This is a genomic window from Flavobacterium rhamnosi, assembly GCF_048286515.1.
GTDB lineage: Bacteria > Bacteroidota > Bacteroidia > Flavobacteriales > Flavobacteriaceae > Flavobacterium.
This window is the reverse complement of sequence record NZ_JBLVPS010000012.1, coordinates 56513-74868: the sequence shown is the minus strand read 5'-3', so window position 1 is coordinate 74868 and position 18356 is coordinate 56513. Positions and strand designations below refer to the sequence as shown.

Here is an 18356-nt window from a genome sequence, read left to right as displayed (position 1 = left end):
ATCTAATTACCATCTGTATTTTTTAAGTATCTGTATCTAAAGTGTCGTTTTTTAAAGAATAATGTAAATTATATTACTTTTTGCGTTCGATTAGAACCATTTTCGATTAAAAAGATTGATTAATGTTCTTGGAGAGAATGTGACTACAAATCGGATTTTTTCATTGTAGTTATTTTGTGCAATTTCCCATCCATTGTTGGAATATATTGGAAAATACAATTCGAAATAGTCGGTTACCAGATTCAGACGAATTCCACTATCATATACGAATCGCGCATTTTGGGTTCTGTTTTTAATAAGACCTATGTCTGTGTAAATTTCCATCCAGTTCCAAATATTAAAACTTCCGTTTAAAGTGGTAATCCATTGATTGGCAAAAGGGGTGCTAAGTTTTGATTTAAAACCGCCCTCCGCTAATATAAATTGCTGGCTATAAAAACCTTTGCTTTCGGATCTCCCGTAATAGTTATAATCAAATAGATAATCCGTTGGGCGATCTAAAGCAAAACTGAAAAAATCGGATTCGGTTCTATTGTATAAAAAGCTTCCGGCATACAATCGTAAATTTATTTGAAAATTATTTTCAAAGAGTTTTCTGTATTCAAATTCGGTCGCAATTTTACCAAATTTACTTGATATTTGGACATCAGAAATGAAATTAAAGTGATTGGTAACTTCTGTTCTGGTATTGAAATATTTGGCGTTAAAAACCGAATAATTTTCAGTTGAATTATCAGTGATTAATGCACTCTTTTCTCTATTCACCAATACTTGGCGTAGTAGTATAGCCTGTTTTCTATTGTCTCTAAAGCTTTCTTGACGAATCCGCAGCAGTACTGCAGGGTTTATTTTTAGATAGGTCGCATCCGGAGCATAATGGAAAAAAGAACCGGTGGCAGAATATTTTACATTGTATAAGGTACTGTTTCGGTAGTTTTTGTTGACTACAAAAGAAGCAAATCCGGATAAATTGTCGGATTTAGTCGAATAGGACGGATTAATATCAAAAGTAAATGGCTTATCTAATATAGTTTTATTATGAAGTCTTAGGCCCGGACTAAGTCCATCGTAAAAATTATAAGCTAGCGTAGGCACGTACAGAACCTGATTGTAATAAGGGTCTTCTAAATCCTTAAGAAAGTCAAATTTGATTGGGCGATTGTTTGGAAAAAAACCTTCTAATTTTTTCCAGTTATTTCTCAAATTATATTCCGGAACTTCGTTTTTATAATTTAAAATAATTTTATCCGCATTTTTTCTTTCAATAGTAAAAGTGCTGTCCATTTCATCGGCATCAAGCCATTTCTTAAAAACCACTTTCCCTTTTTTTACACCATACACAGGAATCGGCACTAAAACATTGGTTTTGTTTTTTACAGAAAAAGTAATGCTGTCTTTTGTTTTTGAAACGTTCGAAAATTTATAATCAATGATTCCTCTGGAATTGATAATGGTAGTAAAAAACCAGTTAATGTCTTTATTGGTGTTTGATTTTAGAATCGTTTCAAAATCAGTTCTGGAAACCTGTTTTTGCTTGTTTTGCTTGTAGAATTGACGAATGCTATTTCCCACCGCTTCCTGCTGCAGATAATCATCCAGAAATCTAAAACTCAAACCAGCTCTGTATTTACTGGCAATTTGTTCATTAAATTTTATCAGGCTATTTTTTGGATCACCAAGGGGCTGGTCTAAATTTTTCCGAGCCATCAGCATATAAAAATAGCTGTATTGTTCATTAAAATTCAGGTTGGTTATATTATAGCTTTTCAATAATCGAAGTTTAGAAACACTACCAAACATCTTAGTGTCCGGATGATTTTCATCAATGTATTTCATCATGGTATACACTTGAATTCCATCATAAATCCAGTTGTCTTTTCGGGGATTTAAACGCAGGCTGTTTTTCAAGTAGGAATTCATATAGGTTTTCAAAAACTTAATTTCAAAAATAAACTCATCTGAAAAGGGACTTAAGAAGGAAGGCAATTGATTCAGTCCATAAAAAGGATTTCTCTCATAGTCCGTTTGGGAAACAGTTATTTTTTCATGCGGATATGTACCTACAAGGTTATTTACATAATTCATCACACGATCCACAATAACTGCTTTTTGAATGGCGCTTATTTTATTCTCTTTGAGATTTGTCAGCACCTCAGCTGTATTATTTTTAAAACTTATAAAACTAGATTTTGCTTCCGCAAAAAGACTAAAATCAGTTCGGTTGTTTCCCGATAATTTATAATTTTTATAATTTTCATTCGCACTTATAAGGGCACTATTTAAATCAGATGTAATTTCTAAAGATGCGGGAACTTTCAGGTCAATGTCAAAATTGGAAACCGCATTGGCAATATCATCTAGATTATTGTTGCTGTAGCGAATAAAATTATGATTTTCATAACGAGCTGGAGTAAGAAACCAGTTTTTAAGATTCATTTCTCCGTTAGTGTTATACCCATACTTTGTGAATTTATCACTGGGGATTTTAACAATATAGGTGAGATGGAAAGTGACTTTCTGGTTTGGAAGTACTTTTTCTCGTAGTTTAACTTCAATGTAGTCAGGGTTTTTCGCTGTTCTTTTAAAGGAAAGGAATAATTGATTGGCGTCAATTATGGTTAAATCTTTAGTGCTTCCCCGTTCTTCTTCTTTAGCCAAATGAAAGCCTCTGTAAAATTCGTCCGAAAAGCGTTTCGCTAATGGCGTATTTTTATCAGAATAGGCATTTTGCCAGTCATTTAAAATAAGTGTCGACAACGTATCTTTTGACTGGTTAAAAAAAGTAAGTTCTTGTTGAATATTTAATGTTTTACGCTCTGAATTCAATTCAACGATCATTTTGGAATGATGTTGTGCATATTGTTTTACTGAAGGTACTAAAACAAGAATGTAAAATGCAATTTTAAAGAATGATTTCAAGTGTTGGCATTAAAATTATAAAAAATAAATATACTTATTTATTCGACTAAAAAAGGATAAAACCATATTAAAATTACTAAAAAAAGAAAGCTGTTGGTGAAATAGTCATGGTCGGAAGATTTATAAAGTGGCCAGAATTTCTTTCGACCACTCTTATGGGTGAGACCTCCTTTTTATTAAAAATTCGGTGTTAAATCATATTTTTTATAGAATTTGTCTAACACATCAACGACTTCATCCTCAGTATCTACAATTTTGAATAAATTCAAATCTTCGGGGCTTACCGTATGTTCTTTTTCTATTAAAACGGTTTTTATCCAGTCGATTAATCCCGACCAAAAGCTGGTGCCTACCAATATTATTGGGAACCTTGCAATTTTCTTAGTTTGAATCAGCGTCATTGCTTCAAACAATTCGTCCATTGTTCCAAAACCTCCCGGCATCACCACAAAACCTTGGGAATATTTTACAAACATTACTTTTCGAACAAAGAAATAATCAAAATTTAAGTTTTTATCGCTGTCAATATACGGGTTGAAATGTTGCTCAAAAGGCAGTTCAATATTCAATCCCACTGATGTTCCTCCTCCTAAATGTGCTCCTTTATTTCCGGCTTCCATAATTCCGGGACCACCACCGGTAATCACGCCATAACCGGCTTTACTGATTTTATAGGCAATTTTTTCGGCAAGTAAATAGTAGGCCTCTTCGGGTTTTGTTCTTGCAGAACCAAAAATGGTTACACACGGACCAATACGGCCCATGCTCTCATATCCATTGACAAATTCGGCCATAATTTTAAAAATAGCCCAGCTGTCATTTGTTCTTATTTCGTTCCAGGTTTTTCTCTTTAGTCTATCTTGGATTACTTTATCCTCGTCATTATCAAAATCTTCTAATCTCATTTTCTATTGTATTTTAACGATTTCTTTTTAGCGCTATTTTCTGCTTTGTACAGTATCTTTCACTTGCTGGCAGCAGCAAGGTAAAGGATAGTCCCTGCATCCGCCAGGGCTCTCCAATACTAAAGTAATTCTTTTTTCAAAAACTGCGCAGTATAACTCTTTTTAATTTTTATTATTTCCTCCGGAGTTCCTTTGGCTATAAGTTGTCCGCCGCCTTTACCGCCCTCAGGACCAATGTCTATAATATAATCCGCTAGCTTAATGACATCCATATTATGCTCGATAATCAAAATCGTATTTCCTTTGTCGACCAGTTTATTGATTACTTCCATCAGCACTCTGATATCTTCAAAATGCAATCCCGTTGTCGGCTCATCCAAAATATAAAAAGTATTGCCAGTATCTTTTTTAGACAATTCTCCTGCCAGTTTGATGCGCTGTGCTTCGCCACCTGAAAGTGTTGTACTTTGTTGGCCTAATGTGATATATCCTAAACCAACGTCCTGAATTGTTTTTACTTTTCTATAAATCTTCGGAATCATTTCAAAGAAAGGAACAGCTTCATCAACGGTCATGTTCAAAACATCCGAAATTGATTTTCCTTTGTATCGGATCTCCAGTGTTTCTCTGTTAAAACGTTTCCCTTGACAGGTTTCGCATTCCACATAAACATCTGGCAAAAAGTTCATCTCAATGGTTCGTACGCCGGAACCTTCGCAGGTTTCGCAACGACCGCCTTTTACATTAAAACTAAATCGTCCCGCTTTATATCCGCGTATCATACTCTCGGAAGTCATTGTAAACAGATTTCTGATCTCTGTAAAGACCTCGGTGTATGTTGCCGGGTTACTTCTGGGTGTTCTGCCTATAGGGCTTTGGTCGATATCAATCACTTTATCGATATGTTCCAATCCTTCAATTTTTTTATACGGTTGTGGCTTTTTGACGCCATTAAAATAATACGCGTTCAAAATAGGGTAGAGCGTCTCATTTATCAAAGTTGATTTTCCACTTCCAGAAACGCCGGTCACGCAAATCATTTTACCTAACGGTAATTCTATTGAAACATTTTTTAGGTTATTTCCGGTAGCTCCGGAAAGTTTTAGGAATTTTCCATTTCCTTCACGACGTGTAGCCGGGACTTCAATTTTCATTTCACCATTCATATACATGGCTGTAATAGTATGGTGTTTCAGTATTTCGGAAGGCGTACCTTTACTAATGATTTCTCCTCCATATTTTCCCGCTTTTGGTCCAATGTCAATAACATAATCTGCACGTTCGATCATATCTTTATCGTGTTCTACCACAATTACCGAATTTCCAATATCTCTTAATTGTTCTAAAGAATGAATCAATTTATCATTGTCTCTTTGGTGCAAACCAATACTTGGTTCATCCAGAATATACAAAACACCAACCAATTGGGAGCCAATTTGAGTAGCCAAACGAATGCGTTGTGCCTCACCTCCCGAAAGTGATTTTGAGCTTCGGCTTAAGGCCAAATAATCCAAACCGACATTCATTAAAAAATTCAATCTGTCCTTAATCTCTTTGATTACTTCCGTAGCGATAATTTTTTGTTTGTCAGACAGATGATTCTCCAGGTCAAAAAACCAGGCGGTCAAATCCGAAATGTCCATATCGCACAATTCGGTAATATTTTTCTCATTGATTTTAAAGAACATCGCTTCCTTTTTCAAACGGGAACCTTCGCAAACGGGGCACTTTATTTCGTCCATGAATTCCTTTGCCCAACGTTTTATAGTCGTTGACCCGCTTTCATCGTGCTGGTTTTTTATAAAATGCGAAATCCCTTCAAAATCAATTTTGTATTCTCGTGCAACACCTAAATCTTTGGAGTTGATGGTGAATTTTTCTTTTCCGCCATTCAAAATCATTTCCATCGCTTCCTGCGGAATAGTTTCTATGGCATCCGTTAATTTGAAACCATATTTTTCACCAATGATTTCTAATTGCTTAAAAATCCAGGATGATTTGTATTCTCCCAAAGGGGCAAAACCACCATTTTTTATTGATAATTTCCGATTGGGAATAATCTTTTTAGTATTGATTTCATTTACAGTTCCCAAACCGTTGCAATGGTCGCAAGCGCCTTTTGGGGAATTGAAAGAGAATAAATTCGGCTCTGGATTCTGGTATGAAATTCCAGTGGTTGGGCACATCAAATTTCTACTGAAAAAACGCACTTCATTTGAATCTTGATCTAAAACCATCAAAACATTCTCTCCATGATGCATTGCCGTGTTGATGCTTTCCGACAATCGTTTTTCGTGATCTGCCGTATCTTCAATCACCATTCGATCGACAACAATTTCTATATCGTGTGTTTTATAACGGTCTAATTTCATTCCCAAAGTAATATCCAGCACATCCCCATTTACTCTCACTTTAAGGAAACCTTGTTTGGCTATTTGTTGAAAGAGCTCTGCATAATGTCCTTTTCGAGCGCGAATAACCGGTGCGAGAATATTGATTCGTTTTCCTTTAAAATCATGAATAATCAAATCCTTGATTTGCGCATCAGAATAGGAAACCATTTTTTCACCTGTATTGTAACTGTAGGCATCGGCACCACGGGCATATAGTAAACGCAGGAAATCATAAATTTCAGTAATTGTCCCTACTGTGGAACGCGGACTTTTACTGGTTGTTTTTTGTTCAATGGCAATTACGGGTGACAGTCCGTCAATCTTATCTACATCAGGCCGTTCTAAGCCACCGAGAAATTGACGTGCATAGGCAGAAAATGTTTCTACATAACGGCGTTGCCCTTCGGCATAAATCGTATCAAAAGCTAAGGATGATTTTCCAGAACCTGAAAGACCGGTAATTACGACCAGTTTTTCACGAGGAATGGAAATGTCTATGTTTTTTAAGTTATGAACGCGAGCGCCTTGAACTTCAATGGTATTGTCTTTGTCTAACATAATTTTTACAAAAAAGCAAAGTTACCATTTTGATTTATTCTTTCGATACAACAGTTTAGAAGTTTATGTTAAAAGAAGAATTAAAAATTATTCAATCGTCATTGATTTTAGTTTTGTTCTGTAGGCTTCAAGTGCAACAGATTTGGAAATAAAACCATAGTATTTATCGTTTTTGAGTACGGGTAAAAAGGCTTTTTTAGATTTTTCAAATTTATTCATAACCATTTCCATACTGTCATCTGGTGTGGTTATTTCTATCGGTTTAGTCATTATTTCTTTAACCAAAGTATACTTTACTCTGTAGGTATTAAATATTATTTCCCGAATATCATTAAAATGCACAATACCCAATAAGTTTTTTTCAGTATCCACTACTGCAAAAATTACTTGATTGGAATGGGAAATCAGGTCTACGAGTCTTTCTAAATTTTCATTAGGTGAAACCGTTAAGTAGTCAGTTTGGATTATCGAAGAAGTCTCTAAAGTCGAAAGTATGTTCGTGTCTTTATTACTGGTAAAGGCATGCCCTTTTTTGGCTAAATTCTTAACATCCATAGAATGTTTTTCAAAACGTTTTGAAATGGCAAAACTAATTGAGGCAACAATCATCAAAGGAATCATTAAATTGTAACCTCCCGTTATCTCTGCTATTAGGAATATTGCCGTTAAAGGAGCATGAAATAAGCCGCTCAAAATACCAGCCATTCCTACCATAGTAAAATTACTTATGGGTAATTTGGTAAGGCCTGTCAGATTTAGAAATTTGGAAAAGAAAAAACCGACATAAGAACCCAAAAATAGGGAAGGAGCAAAGTTTCCTCCATTTCCTCCGCTACTTAAAGTTATTCCCGTTGCAAATACCTTTACCATCATCGTACAACCCACAAAAAGTAAAAGTGCCCAACTGTTATTTCTGAAACCGCTAAATAATGTGTTTTCCAGTAGCTTTCCAGGATCATTCTCTGATAATGTTTTAATACTTTCATACCCTTCACCAAAAAGTGTCGGAAAAATAAAAATGAGGACAGCCAAAACCGAAGCGCCAAGGAGTGCTTTTTTGTAAGGTGACAATTTCAGTCGTGCAAAAAAGTGTTCTACTCTTTGAAAATTTCGAGAATAATAAACCGAAATAAATCCGGTTAATAATCCCAGTAGCACGTAAAAAGGAATATTGTGATAATCAAAATCTTGTTGTTGTCTGAAGGACAGTAAAATAGTTTCATCTAACGCAATTACGGAAACTAAAGCTCCTGTTGCTGCAGCGATCATAATGGGAGTAAAGGCCGAAATACTCACATCGACCAACAAAACTTCGATAGCAAACAATACTCCGGCAATGGGAGCATTAAAAGCAGCTGCAATTCCGGCAGCTACACCACAGCCTATTAATAAGGTTCGGTCTTTGTAACTTAATTTATATTTTTGGGCATAATTCGAACCAAAGGCGGCACCTGTAATTACAATAGGGCTTTCTAAACCTGCCGAACCCCCTAATCCAACCGTTAACGAACTCGTTACAATTTGGGCGTACATTTGTTTTTTGGGAATGATACTCGCTTTTTTGGCAACAGCATATAAAATTTGTGAAGTTCCTTTTTGAATTGTTCCACCTAAAACTCTTTTGACAACAAAAACAGTCAGCAGAATACCAATTATGGGCAGTATACTGTTAATGAATCCTAATTTTAAAATTCCGGTTACATAAGTAGCAAAAGAAAATACCCAGTGCGCAAAAGTTTTTAAGACTATTACAGCAAATGCAGCAGAAATACCAACTAAAACCGCAGATAAAAATATAAACTGCTTTGGTGTTAAAATGGATTGTGCAAAAGCGATTATGGTTTCTAATTTCGAGATATATTTTTTGAACATGATACTTTTTAAAAGGGGTGCAAAACTACTATTATTTTAATCTCAACAAATATTTTTCAACGCTTCTTTTGTACTTAATGGCTTTAAATTATTGTTTTCTACAAACTGTTTCACAATTTCGGGATTGGACTTTCCATATTCCCTTAAGGCCCAGTCAATTGCTTTTTGAATAAAAAATTCCTTAGAATGGGCTTGCTTTAAGCATTGTGAAAATAAAAAATCAGTATTAGTTTTTTGTTTGTAATTCAACTGAAATAAAATGGCGCTGCGGTTCAGCCACATATTGTCTGAATTTGAAAATCGTTCTACTACATTTTTTATTTCTGATGGAAATTCCAATAGGTATTCGCCCAAAATATACTTAGCAATCGTATCCACGCTATCCCACCAAGAATTATTGAGTATCAGTTTTTCAATCAGTTGAATGTCTTCTTTTCTATAATTCCCTTTGAGTTCTTTTAATAAGATTTCAATGGCACAATAATGGAATTCCCGTTCTTGTTTTGCATATAAAGCCAAAGCAATTTCTCTTGCATTTGCGGAAACTTCTTGGCTGTTTTCTTTCCATGTTTCTTTGAAGATCCGTCTTCGTTCCTCCGTTTTTATTCCAAAAAAAGCAAAATTATTCTTCATGTATTTTGACATTGCAAAAGCATTTTCCGGATTTTTATTTTTTTTGAAAGCGTTTTCTAATGCAGTTATAAAGTTCATATGAATTCTGTTTTTTTATAATCCTACGGCTTTGTCATCTCCTCTAAAATCCGCGCCGCCTTCCAGTTTTTTATTTGGTAAAACCAAAATCGCATCCACTTTCCCTATTACAGGTGTTGTTTTTTCATTAATGATATATCCTTTTGCTTTCAACGTATCAAAGGTTGTAGTGTTGAATGTATTGGGTTCAAAAGTGATTAAATCCGGCAGCCATTGGTGATGAAAGCGTGGCGCATTTACGGCTTCTTGAATACTTAATTTATATTCATAAACATTTAATATCGTTTGCAATACAGCGGTAATAATCGTAGAACCTCCAGGAGAGCCTACAACCATAAATAATTTTCCGTTTTTCTCCACTATTGTGGGGGTCATGGAACTTAGCATTCTTTTTTGCGGCGCGATACTGTTGGCTTCATTTCCAACTAATCCAAACATATTGGGCTCACCTGGTTTGGCACTGAAGTCATCCATTTCATTGTTAAGGAAAAAACCCAATTCATCACAGTAATATTTGGAGCCATAACCATCATTTAATGTTGTGGTTGCCGAAACAGCGTTGCCAAATTGATCGACAATTGAATAGTGGGTAGTCTCTGTACTTTCATTATAATTTACTTTGCCTTCTTTTATATCCGATGACAAGGAGGCTTTTTCAAAACTAAAATTTGACATTCTTTGTTTTAAATAAGCATCTGACATTAACGCCTTAAGCGGAATTTTTACAAAATCAGGATCGCCCAGAAAATAACTTCTGTCCGCATAAGCTCTTCTTTCTGCCTCTACGATAACTTGAATTGCCTCAGTTGAATTATGGCCCATTTTAGCCAAGTCGTAAGGCGCTATCATTTTGAATATTTCAGCCAGACAAATTCCACCACTGCTTGGTGGAGGCATAGCGATTACCTTTAAATCTTTATAATCAAAAGTAAGCGGTGTTCGCCATTTGGCTTCATATTTAGCCAAATCGTTCAGGGTGATTATAGCACCTTTTTCCTGAAGGTATTTAACTAATAGTTCGGCAGTTTTTCCTTTATAAAATTCATCCCTGCCATTTTTTGAAATCCTTTTTAGTGTAGTTGCCAGTGCAGGATATTTTATACTATCATTTTCTTTGAAAACCGTTGCAAATAAGGTTTTGTCACCATTTACTTTTATGATTTTTGCTCGGTATGCATTTAGTCGGTCTTCTTGTTTTTTGGTAACAATGACACCTCTTTCAGCCAAAGCAATGACGGGCTTTAGAATTTCCTCAATAGGTAGCGAACCCATTTTTTCATGAACTGCAAAAACGCCGGCAATTGTTCCGGGAACGCCAATAGCAAGAGGAGATTCCGTACTTTTTCCTTTAATAACATTTCCATTTTTATCAAGAAACATATCTTTTGTAGCTGCTAGCGGTGCTTTTTCGCGGTAATCCAAAGAACCAATTTCGCCGTTTGCTTTTCGATAGACCATAAAGCCACCGCCGCCTAGATTTCCTGCAAATGGGTAAGCAACAGCAAGAGCCAATTCGGTTGCCACCATAGCATCAAATGCATTGCCACCTTTTCTCATGATTTCAACTCCAATTTTGGAAGCTTCTGCACGTGCCGAAACGACCATTGCCTGATTAACAACGAGTCCTGTAGGTTGAACCGTAACGGTTTGTGTTTTACAACCAATAAAAAAAACACTCAACAGAATAATAATTTTTTTCATTCCAATACTATAAAATTAAAAACCAACGGCTTTATTGTCCCCTCTTTTATCTGCACCACCTTCAAGTTTACCATCAGGAAGTACCAAAATCGCATCTACCTCACCAATGATTTCTTTATTTTTTTCATTGATAAAATATCCTTTTTTCTTTAGGCTTTCCAATACTTCTTTAGAAAATGAATTGGGTTCAAAAGTAATTTCATCCGGCAGCCACTGATGGTGAAAACGAGGCGCGTTGACCGCATCTTGCATACTTATTCCAAATTCGTAAACATTCAATATCGTCTGTAAAACGGAGGTGATAATTGTCGAACCTCCAGGAGTACCCACAACCATGAAAAGTGTATCGTCTTTTTCCACAATGGTTGGTGTCATAGAGCTCAGCATTCTTTTCGCCGGAGCAATGCTGTTGGCTTTACTTCCAGTGAGTCCGTATAAGTTGGGAACACCCGGTTTGGCACTGAAATCATCCATTTGATTATTTAAGAAGAAACCTAATTCATCGCAATATATTTTAGACCCATAATTATCATTTAAAGTAGTAGTTGCCGAAACAGCATTTCCTGCAGCATCCACAATGGAATAATGAGTGGTTTGGTTGCTTTCATATCCTTTAATTTCCCCATGGGCAATATCCGAAGATTTAGAAGCTTTATCAAAAGAAAAATCACTCATTCTTTTTTCTAAATACGATGGACTTACCAATTCTGTTATAGGGAGTTTTACAAAATCAGGATCACCTAAGAAATAATTTCTGTCGGCATATGCTCTTCGTTCGGCTTCTGTTATTACCTGAATGGTTTTTACACTGTTGTGCCCCATTTGTGAAAGATTGTAAGGCTCAATCATTTTCATGATTTGATTCAGACAAATTCCGCCGCTGCTGGGAGGAGACATGGAGGTGATTTTTAAATTTTTATATTGAAAGGAAATTGGTGTTCTCCATTTGGCGTTATAATTATTTAAATCTTCTAACATGGCATTACCCCCTTTTTTAGCAAGAAAAGCAATTAACTTTTGAGCTGTTTCTCCTTTGTAAAACTCATCACGTCCATTTTTGGCAATTCGTTTTAATGTTGCAGCTAATGCTTTATATTTTATAGTGTCATTCTCTTTATATACTTTGGAAAACAAACTATTTGAACCGTTGCTTTTTAGAAAAGAAGCACTATAGTAAGCCAAACTTTCAGCTTGAAATTTAGGGACAACAACACCCCTTTCTGCCAAGGCAATTACTGGTTTCAGAATTTCGCTTATAGGTAAAGAACCATGTTTTTTGTGTACTTCAAATATTCCTGCGATGGTACCCGGAATTCCAGTTGCCAAAGCAGTTTCTGTACTTTTTCCTGCTATTACATTCCCTTTTTTGTCCAAAAACATATCTTTAGACGCTGCTAAAGGTGCTTTTTCTCTATAATCAATTGCACCTGTTTCACCATTGGCTTTTCTATAAACCATAAAACCGCCACCTCCAATATTTCCTGCCTGAGGGTGGGAAACTGCCAAAGCCAATTCAGTGGCAACCATGGCATCAAAAGCGTTTCCACCTTTTTTCATTATTTCCACTCCTATTTGTGAAGCTTCTTCACGAGCTGAAACAACCATGGCTTTTGAGCTTACCAATCCAGTTGGTTCCACTGTTTTTTCATTCGATTTGCAAGCTAAAACGGCAAAGGCAAGGAAAAAAAGTACTTTTTTCATAGGGTGATTATTTTATTCTTCGAAAATAACATTAATTCTTGAAAGAAATTGGTGAACTCATTTTCAAATTCCATATAAAATTCGGAAAGTTCATTGGTAGCAAATCGCATTTTAGATTGGTTTTTGGTGCGCAGATCCATTTGCGTCAAAATTTGATTGATTCCTTCCACTGTTTGATAACTTGCGAGCCAATTGTGTTTAATCATGTAGGGCATTATTTCCGTAGTCCTTTCTGAAAGAAAGGTATGGTTATCCTTTAAAGATTGGTAAAAACGCTCTACGAAATCTTCCAGTTTTTCATCGGAATAAGTACTCCAGTTTTTAGCCAAAAAATGATCGTAAAAAACATCTACAATTACACCCGCATAATGATGGTATTTCTCATGCAGTTTTTTGGTGCTTTGTCTAAAAATGGGATTTGCATCGGTAAAAGTGTCAATAGCGCGATGCAGAATGATTCCTTTTTGAATTTCTGTAGGATAACTTTCAAAATGTTTTCCACGAATTCCATCGGCCATAAAATTGCCAATTTTGATTAAATCATTATCACCGGAAAGATAGATGTGCGCTAGAAAATTCATTCGCCTAATTTAGGAATTTAAATGATGAATTTTGAATTCTAAATAACTTTTATAAACTGTCAATTATTATATTTGTGGGCAATTTAAAATTTGTAATTCAAAAATTAAAATAATAATCAATGACTTTAATAAAATCAATATCAGGAATCCGTGGGACAATAGGAGGCAAAGTAGGTGATAATCTGACACCTGTCGATGCAGTTAAATTTGCTTCGGCCTATGGAACCTGGCTGAAAAAATATATTGGAAAAGAAAAAATCACTGTTGTTGTAGGTCGTGACGCTCGTATTTCAGGGCCAATGATTCATAATCTCGTAGTAAACACTTTAATTGGTTTAGGAATTGATGTGATAGATTTGGGTCTGTCTACAACGCCAACGGTTGAAGTTGCAGTTCCTTTAGAAAAAGCGGAGGGTGGAATAATTCTTACTGCTTCTCACAATCCAAAACAATGGAATGCCTTAAAATTATTGAATGAGAAAGGAGAATTTCTGAATGGAGAAGAAGGGCTGAAAATTCTCGAAATTGCAGAAGCGGAAGCATTCGATTTCTCGGATGTGGATGATTTAGGAGCTATTATGATTAATGATGCATACATGGATATTCATATTGATGAAGTGTTGAATTTGCCATTAGTGGATGTTGATGCAGTTAAAGCGGCTAAATTTAAGGTTGTTGTAGATGGCGTAAACTCTTCAGGAGGAATTATTATCCCAAGATTACTGGAATTAATGGGCGTTGAAGTAGTAGAACTCTATTGCGAACCAAACGGACATTTTCCTCATAATCCGGAACCGTTAAAGGAACATCTGACTGATATTTCGGAATTGGTTGTAAAAGAAAAAGCAGATTTAGGAATTGTAGTGGACCCAGATGTGGATCGTTTGGCTTTCATTTGTGAAGATGGAGAAATGTTTGGTGAAGAATACACGTTGGTAGCTTGTGCCGATTATGTTTTGAGTAAAACTCCGGGAAATACAGTATCGAATATGTCATCTTCTCGTGCGTTGCGTGATGTGACCAACAGGCATAACGGTAGCTATGAAGCCAGTGCGGTGGGGGAGGTGAATGTAGTGGAATTGATGAAAAAAAATAATGCGGTAATTGGTGGTGAAGGAAACGGTGGAATAATTTATCCGGAACTGCATTACGGACGTGATAGTTTGGTAGGTGTGGCACTGTTTTTAACGCATTTGGCTAACAAAAAAATGACAGTTTCTGCTTTGCGTGCTTCCTATCCAGAATATTACATGAGCAAAAATAAAATTGAATTGACGCCACAAATTGATGTTGATGCCATTCTTGTTGCAATGACTGAGAAATACAAAGACGAAGACATTACTACTATTGATGGCGTGAAAATTGACTTTGCTGAAAATTGGGTGCACCTGAGAAAATCAAATACAGAGCCAATTATTCGCATATACACTGAAGCGGCTTCACAAGAAAGAGCGGATGCTTTGGCACTGCGAATTATTGACGAAATTAAAGCGGTAGCTGGAATTTAATACAACTTTTTTTAAAATTAATAACCCTTTCAGAGTATAGTGCTCTTGAAAGGGTTTTGTTTTTAATAAATATTTTTTGAGCTTTTTAAATTTATTTTTTATTTCTAGGGTCATCGGCAGGATCGACATAAGTGATTCCCCAAGGTCCCATACCATGTAATTGAATGATACATTCCTCCTTTGTGAAGAAATAGTGGCGAGAGCCAGTTTTCATAACTGCAAATCCTCCTGTCACCATCTTCATTGCCGCATTTTCATCATATTTATCCCCCATTCCCATATAGCATGTCCCTTCAAGAACAGTGATATGCTCAGCGGCAGGATGCCAATGTGGCATTATCATATAATTGGCGGGAATTTTTGCGCGGAGCGTAAATAATCCTGCTACGCTTGGGTCGCCTTCGATTACTGCAGCTTGAGCTCCCGGAGGTAAACCTGAAGGAGCACCGCCCCACTTAATTTGGTCGGGCATAACCATGATGTGATCGCCAGACATTTTCAAATCTTGTGCCTGAATTTGCACCACTATGCTGAAAATACCTAGTAGTATCAAGATTGCCGTTTTTTGTTTTGCTTTCATTTCCGTTGTTATTTTTGAGATTGCTTTGTTTTTATTTCCCGCATTCTAAAAGGCTATATAATGCTTTAAGAAATTGAGGAACAATAGTTTTGATGATTCTCTTACCAATTCAGCTACGATGAGATGGTAAGCAGATTCCGAGAATCTATTGATTTTGTTGCGAAAGAAAAGTCCAATTAATTAGAGAGTGAACTGTTTGATTAAGACAGTTCGCTCTCATTTGCCTTTTAACTAACATGATAAAGGTTTAATGAACTTGGATACCAGAATATTCATTGTAGAGTGGCAATATAAGTGGTTGTGTTGGCGTAATCCCGTTCTTAGTAAGAATAGGCATCAGCGTCTGTCCAAATTCATTAAATTTGGCCGCATTTTCCCAAACGTCAATTACTTTTAAACCTTTTTCGGTCTGAGCACTTACATGATGTATCAACCCTTTTGGATTTTCATGTCCAGCTTCACGCAGATCTTGCCATACCTGATCGTATTGTTTTGACGTCATGCTTGGAAAGTCAAACTGTACCATTACTTTTTTCACGTTTTCCATTTTTACTATTTTTTATTTTGTTCTTCTACTCATATGGCTTTTCGACAACGCCCCGTTTTTTTAAGTGGGTTCTGGTCTCCACTTTCAAATAGCATAGTGTCAGCTTAGGGGCAAAGAATCCAGTAAAATTTTGTAACGAGTTCTCAAAGAAAAATAGCGATAGTATATGCTTTTGAGCATTTCAAAACTACTTTTTTTGATTATAAAAGTTCAAACAAAAATACAATTATTATATTGTAATATATTGATTAATAGGTAAATATGTTTATTTTTTTAAATAAGTTTTCTTTATATAAAAAAAGCATTATTAAAACATTGTTAAGTAAAATGTTTCTATAGTTGAAAATTGAAATTAACGAAAACGAGGTGTTTTCAATTCAAGAATAAAGGATTGGATTTTTCTCAAACTCAATTGTACAGCTTTGACTTTAAATTGGAGTTGATCCAGGAAAAGTATATGCAGAACAAGAAATAAAAGTCCTTTTGAGGATTTATAAATTTAAACTATATTAGTTGAAAAATAGGATACAGTCATATAAAGAAAGTCTATGTGTGGTGGATATGTATGATTTTATCATGCTTTAAGAAGTTAACTGCAGACTTCCCTGATAATTTCGTAAAAAAAGACTTGTAAAGTTACAGAAAGAGAGTAGGAGAAGATCAGGACAATCATAATTTTAACTTGAACACAATAAATATGAAAATAATGTTTAAAACAGCTGAGAAGCAGAAATTAAGCCGAACCAAATTGCTTACCGCAATAGTCGCTTTATCTTTAGTAACGTTTTCGTTTAGTACTGTGGCCCAGGAAAAAGAACAAATGGTTCGATTAGCAAAAATTAAAGTTGATCCATTGCAATTGGATACATATAATAGTGCACTAAAAGAACAAATGACTACTGCAGTTCGTCTCGAGCCAGGTGTATTAACGTATTACGCCGTTGCCGACAAAAATACCCCCTCATTTATCACAATACTTGAAATATATGCCGATACAGCTGCATATAAATCACACATAGAAACAACTCATTTTAAGAAATACAAGGAGACCGTTAAAGATATGGTTAAATCTTTAGAACTGATAGATGTGACACTAATTGGCTCGGCTGTGAAGATGGATAAATAATCCGTAAAAAAGCTTTCCGTTACAGGCATATAGGAAAACGAAAGGAAATGATGTCCACTAATGGGAGATGGTACTGGCTTTAGTGGGTATATTAAAAATCGAAACAAAAATACAATGGGAATATTTAGCATTTTTAGAAATAAGGATAAACAGCTGTCGGTATAAGAGACAGCTCAGATTACTCCAAAATTCTCTATGGTAGATTTTAACTGTTATTATCTTTATGGCTTAACTGACAGTCCTTATCGACAGTCTAAAGACTTTGCTGCCTTTGGAGAGCTTATAAAAAAGTAATCGGAATAAAAGGAGGGGGTAATTATTAGCAGCTCGTTTCAGCCATATCAATTAGTAAATTGGATTCTAAATGCGTAGTTACTTGTAAAAAAAATATTAGCTTAAATTTAAAAAATAAACAAAATATGAACGATTTAAACATTCTTGATATCCCAAAAGTACATTCAGAAATTGAAAATAAATCTAAAGAAATTGGGTTTACAATGCCATCTGATATTTATATTGGTACGCTATTAAAAACATTAATAACATCCAAGCCAAAATCTAATTTATTGGAATTAGGAACAGGTACTGGTTTGTCATTATCATGGATGATTGATGGAATGGATAATGAATCAAATCTTATTACGATTGACAATAATCCAAAGTTGACTGAAATTGCGCAAAATTATTTTGGAAATGAAAAAAGAGTAGAAATTATTTGTACAGATGGGACGCAATGGATTAAAGAATATAACGGAAGTAAGTTCGATTTAATATTTACAGATGCTTGGCCTGGTAAGTATAGTGAAATTGAGGAAATACTTGATTTAGTAAAAGAAGGTGGATTTTATATCATTGATGATATGTTAGCGCAACCAAATTGGCCAAATGGTCATCAAGATAATGTTGATAAACTTATTGAATACTTAGAGAATCGTAAAGATTTTACTCTGACTAAAATGAATTGGTCTACTGGAATTATTATTGCCACCAAAAAACAGCCAAATTTAAAAGTTAGCTAATGAGTACATTAAAAAACAAAACTATAATTAATCGATGAAGATTGTCCAAAAATTGCCGGAGTCTGCTCTTATATTACAATATGTATGGGAGCAAGTTGGTGGTGTTGGTTTTCAGATTTAACGTCCAACAATACGAAGCCACAATTTTCTTTTGCTAGTTTTCGACAGCTTCTAATTCCCTTGAGATAGTTTTATAAAAATATTTTTAAATTTAACTCGGCTGACCTCCTTTGAT

13 protein-coding genes are annotated in these 18356 nt (G+C 35.2%); 3 read left to right on the top strand and 10 right to left on the bottom strand.

The window, feature by feature from the left end; translation table 11 throughout:
• Positions 1 to 90: 90 nt before the first annotated feature.
• The 8 genes from ACNQGN_RS11270 to ACNQGN_RS11235 form a co-directional block, all read right to left on the bottom strand.
• Complete coding sequence (locus tag ACNQGN_RS11270; protein ID WP_417987978.1) at positions 91 to 2838, bottom strand: gluzincin family metallopeptidase; 2748 nt, start codon at positions 2836 to 2838, stop codon at positions 91 to 93.
• A 257-nt stretch (positions 2839 to 3095) separates the two neighbouring features.
• On the bottom strand, positions 3096 to 3824 hold the full coding sequence (locus ACNQGN_RS11265; RefSeq protein ID WP_417987929.1) for an LOG family protein: 729 nt from the start codon (positions 3822 to 3824) through the stop codon (positions 3096 to 3098).
• Between the two features lie 119 nt (positions 3825 to 3943).
• The gene (gene uvrA, locus ACNQGN_RS11260; protein WP_417987928.1) at positions 3944 to 6775 is read right to left on the bottom strand and encodes an excinuclease ABC subunit UvrA; all 2832 of its coding nucleotides are present in this window, start codon (positions 6773 to 6775) and stop codon (positions 3944 to 3946) included.
• Between the two features lie 87 nt (positions 6776 to 6862).
• Positions 6863 to 8647 carry a chloride channel protein gene (locus ACNQGN_RS11255; protein WP_417987927.1) on the bottom strand — a complete coding sequence of 595 codons (1785 nt, stop codon included), beginning with the start codon at positions 8645 to 8647 and terminating at the stop codon, positions 6863 to 6865.
• A 42-nt stretch (positions 8648 to 8689) separates the two neighbouring features.
• Positions 8690 to 9358, bottom strand: coding sequence for a DNA alkylation repair protein (locus ACNQGN_RS11250; RefSeq protein WP_417987926.1), 669 nt, complete (start codon positions 9356 to 9358; stop codon positions 8690 to 8692).
• Between the two features lie 15 nt (positions 9359 to 9373).
• The gene (gene ggt / locus ACNQGN_RS11245; protein WP_417987925.1) at positions 9374 to 11059 is read right to left on the bottom strand and encodes a gamma-glutamyltransferase; all 1686 of its coding nucleotides are present in this window, start codon (positions 11057 to 11059) and stop codon (positions 9374 to 9376) included.
• A gap of 15 nt (positions 11060 to 11074) precedes the next feature.
• Positions 11075 to 12760 (bottom strand): gamma-glutamyltransferase, encoded by a 1686-nt coding sequence (gene ggt, locus ACNQGN_RS11240; RefSeq protein WP_417987924.1) that lies wholly within the window; start codon positions 12758 to 12760, stop codon positions 11075 to 11077.
• A complete protein-coding gene (locus ACNQGN_RS11235) occupies positions 12757 to 13341 on the bottom strand; it encodes an acyl carrier protein phosphodiesterase (RefSeq protein WP_417987923.1) in 585 nt (194 codons plus the stop codon). The genes ggt (ACNQGN_RS11240) and ACNQGN_RS11235 overlap by 4 nt, the downstream gene beginning before the upstream one ends.
• Positions 13342 to 13460: 119 nt before the next feature.
• Between ACNQGN_RS11235 and glmM the strand changes: the two genes are divergently transcribed.
• Positions 13461 to 14849: a phosphoglucosamine mutase gene (gene glmM, locus ACNQGN_RS11230; protein WP_417987922.1), complete on the top strand. Its 1389-nt coding sequence runs from the start codon at positions 13461 to 13463 to the stop codon at positions 14847 to 14849.
• Between the two features lie 91 nt (positions 14850 to 14940).
• Here the strand turns inward: glmM and ACNQGN_RS11225 are convergent, their stop codons facing one another.
• Complete coding sequence (locus tag ACNQGN_RS11225; protein WP_417987921.1) at positions 14941 to 15321, bottom strand: cupin domain-containing protein; 381 nt, start codon at positions 15319 to 15321, stop codon at positions 14941 to 14943.
• A gap of 355 nt (positions 15322 to 15676) precedes the next feature.
• Positions 15677 to 15976, bottom strand: coding sequence for a hypothetical protein (locus ACNQGN_RS11220; RefSeq protein WP_417987920.1), 300 nt, complete (start codon positions 15974 to 15976; stop codon positions 15677 to 15679).
• Positions 15977 to 16673: 697 nt separating this feature from the next.
• On the opposite strand from ACNQGN_RS11220, the gene ACNQGN_RS11215 reads away from it, so the two are divergent.
• Together ACNQGN_RS11215 and ACNQGN_RS11210 are read left to right on the top strand one after the other, a co-directional pair.
• Positions 16674 to 17102, top strand: a complete 429-nt coding sequence (locus ACNQGN_RS11215; protein WP_417987919.1) for a putative quinol monooxygenase — start codon at positions 16674 to 16676, stop codon at positions 17100 to 17102.
• Between the two features lie 419 nt (positions 17103 to 17521).
• The gene (locus tag ACNQGN_RS11210) at positions 17522 to 18121 is read left to right on the top strand and encodes an O-methyltransferase (protein ID WP_417987918.1); all 600 of its coding nucleotides are present in this window, start codon (positions 17522 to 17524) and stop codon (positions 18119 to 18121) included.
• Positions 18122 to 18356 lie beyond the last annotated feature (235 nt).

Bases quoted from the DNA above. Each gene is read 5' to 3' on its own strand.
- ACNQGN_RS11270 (WP_417987978.1), bottom strand. From the start codon at position 2,838: ATGATCGTTGAATTGAATTCAGAGCGTAAAACATTAAATATTCAACAA.
- ACNQGN_RS11265 (WP_417987929.1), bottom strand. From the start codon at position 3,824: ATGAGATTAGAAGATTTTGATAATGACGAGGATAAAGTAATCCAAGAT.
- uvrA (WP_417987928.1), bottom strand. From the start codon at position 6,775: ATGTTAGACAAAGACAATACCATTGAAGTTCAAGGCGCTCGCGTTCAT.
- ACNQGN_RS11255 (WP_417987927.1), bottom strand. From the start codon at position 8,647: ATGTTCAAAAAATATATCTCGAAATTAGAAACCATAATCGCTTTTGCA.
- ACNQGN_RS11250 (WP_417987926.1), bottom strand. From the start codon at position 9,358: ATGAACTTTATAACTGCATTAGAAAACGCTTTCAAAAAAAATAAAAAT.
- ggt (WP_417987925.1), bottom strand. From the start codon at position 11,059: ATGAAAAAAATTATTATTCTGTTGAGTGTTTTTTTTATTGGTTGTAAA.
- ggt (WP_417987924.1), bottom strand. From the start codon at position 12,760: ATGAAAAAAGTACTTTTTTTCCTTGCCTTTGCCGTTTTAGCTTGCAAA.
- ACNQGN_RS11235 (WP_417987923.1), bottom strand. From the start codon at position 13,341: ATGAATTTTCTAGCGCACATCTATCTTTCCGGTGATAATGATTTAATC.
- glmM (WP_417987922.1), top strand. From the start codon at position 13,461: ATGACTTTAATAAAATCAATATCAGGAATCCGTGGGACAATAGGAGGC.
- ACNQGN_RS11225 (WP_417987921.1), bottom strand. From the start codon at position 15,321: ATGCCCGACCAAATTAAGTGGGGCGGTGCTCCTTCAGGTTTACCTCCG.
- ACNQGN_RS11220 (WP_417987920.1), bottom strand. From the start codon at position 15,976: ATGGAAAACGTGAAAAAAGTAATGGTACAGTTTGACTTTCCAAGCATG.
- ACNQGN_RS11215 (WP_417987919.1), top strand. From the start codon at position 16,674: ATGAAAATAATGTTTAAAACAGCTGAGAAGCAGAAATTAAGCCGAACC.
- ACNQGN_RS11210 (WP_417987918.1), top strand. From the start codon at position 17,522: ATGAACGATTTAAACATTCTTGATATCCCAAAAGTACATTCAGAAATT.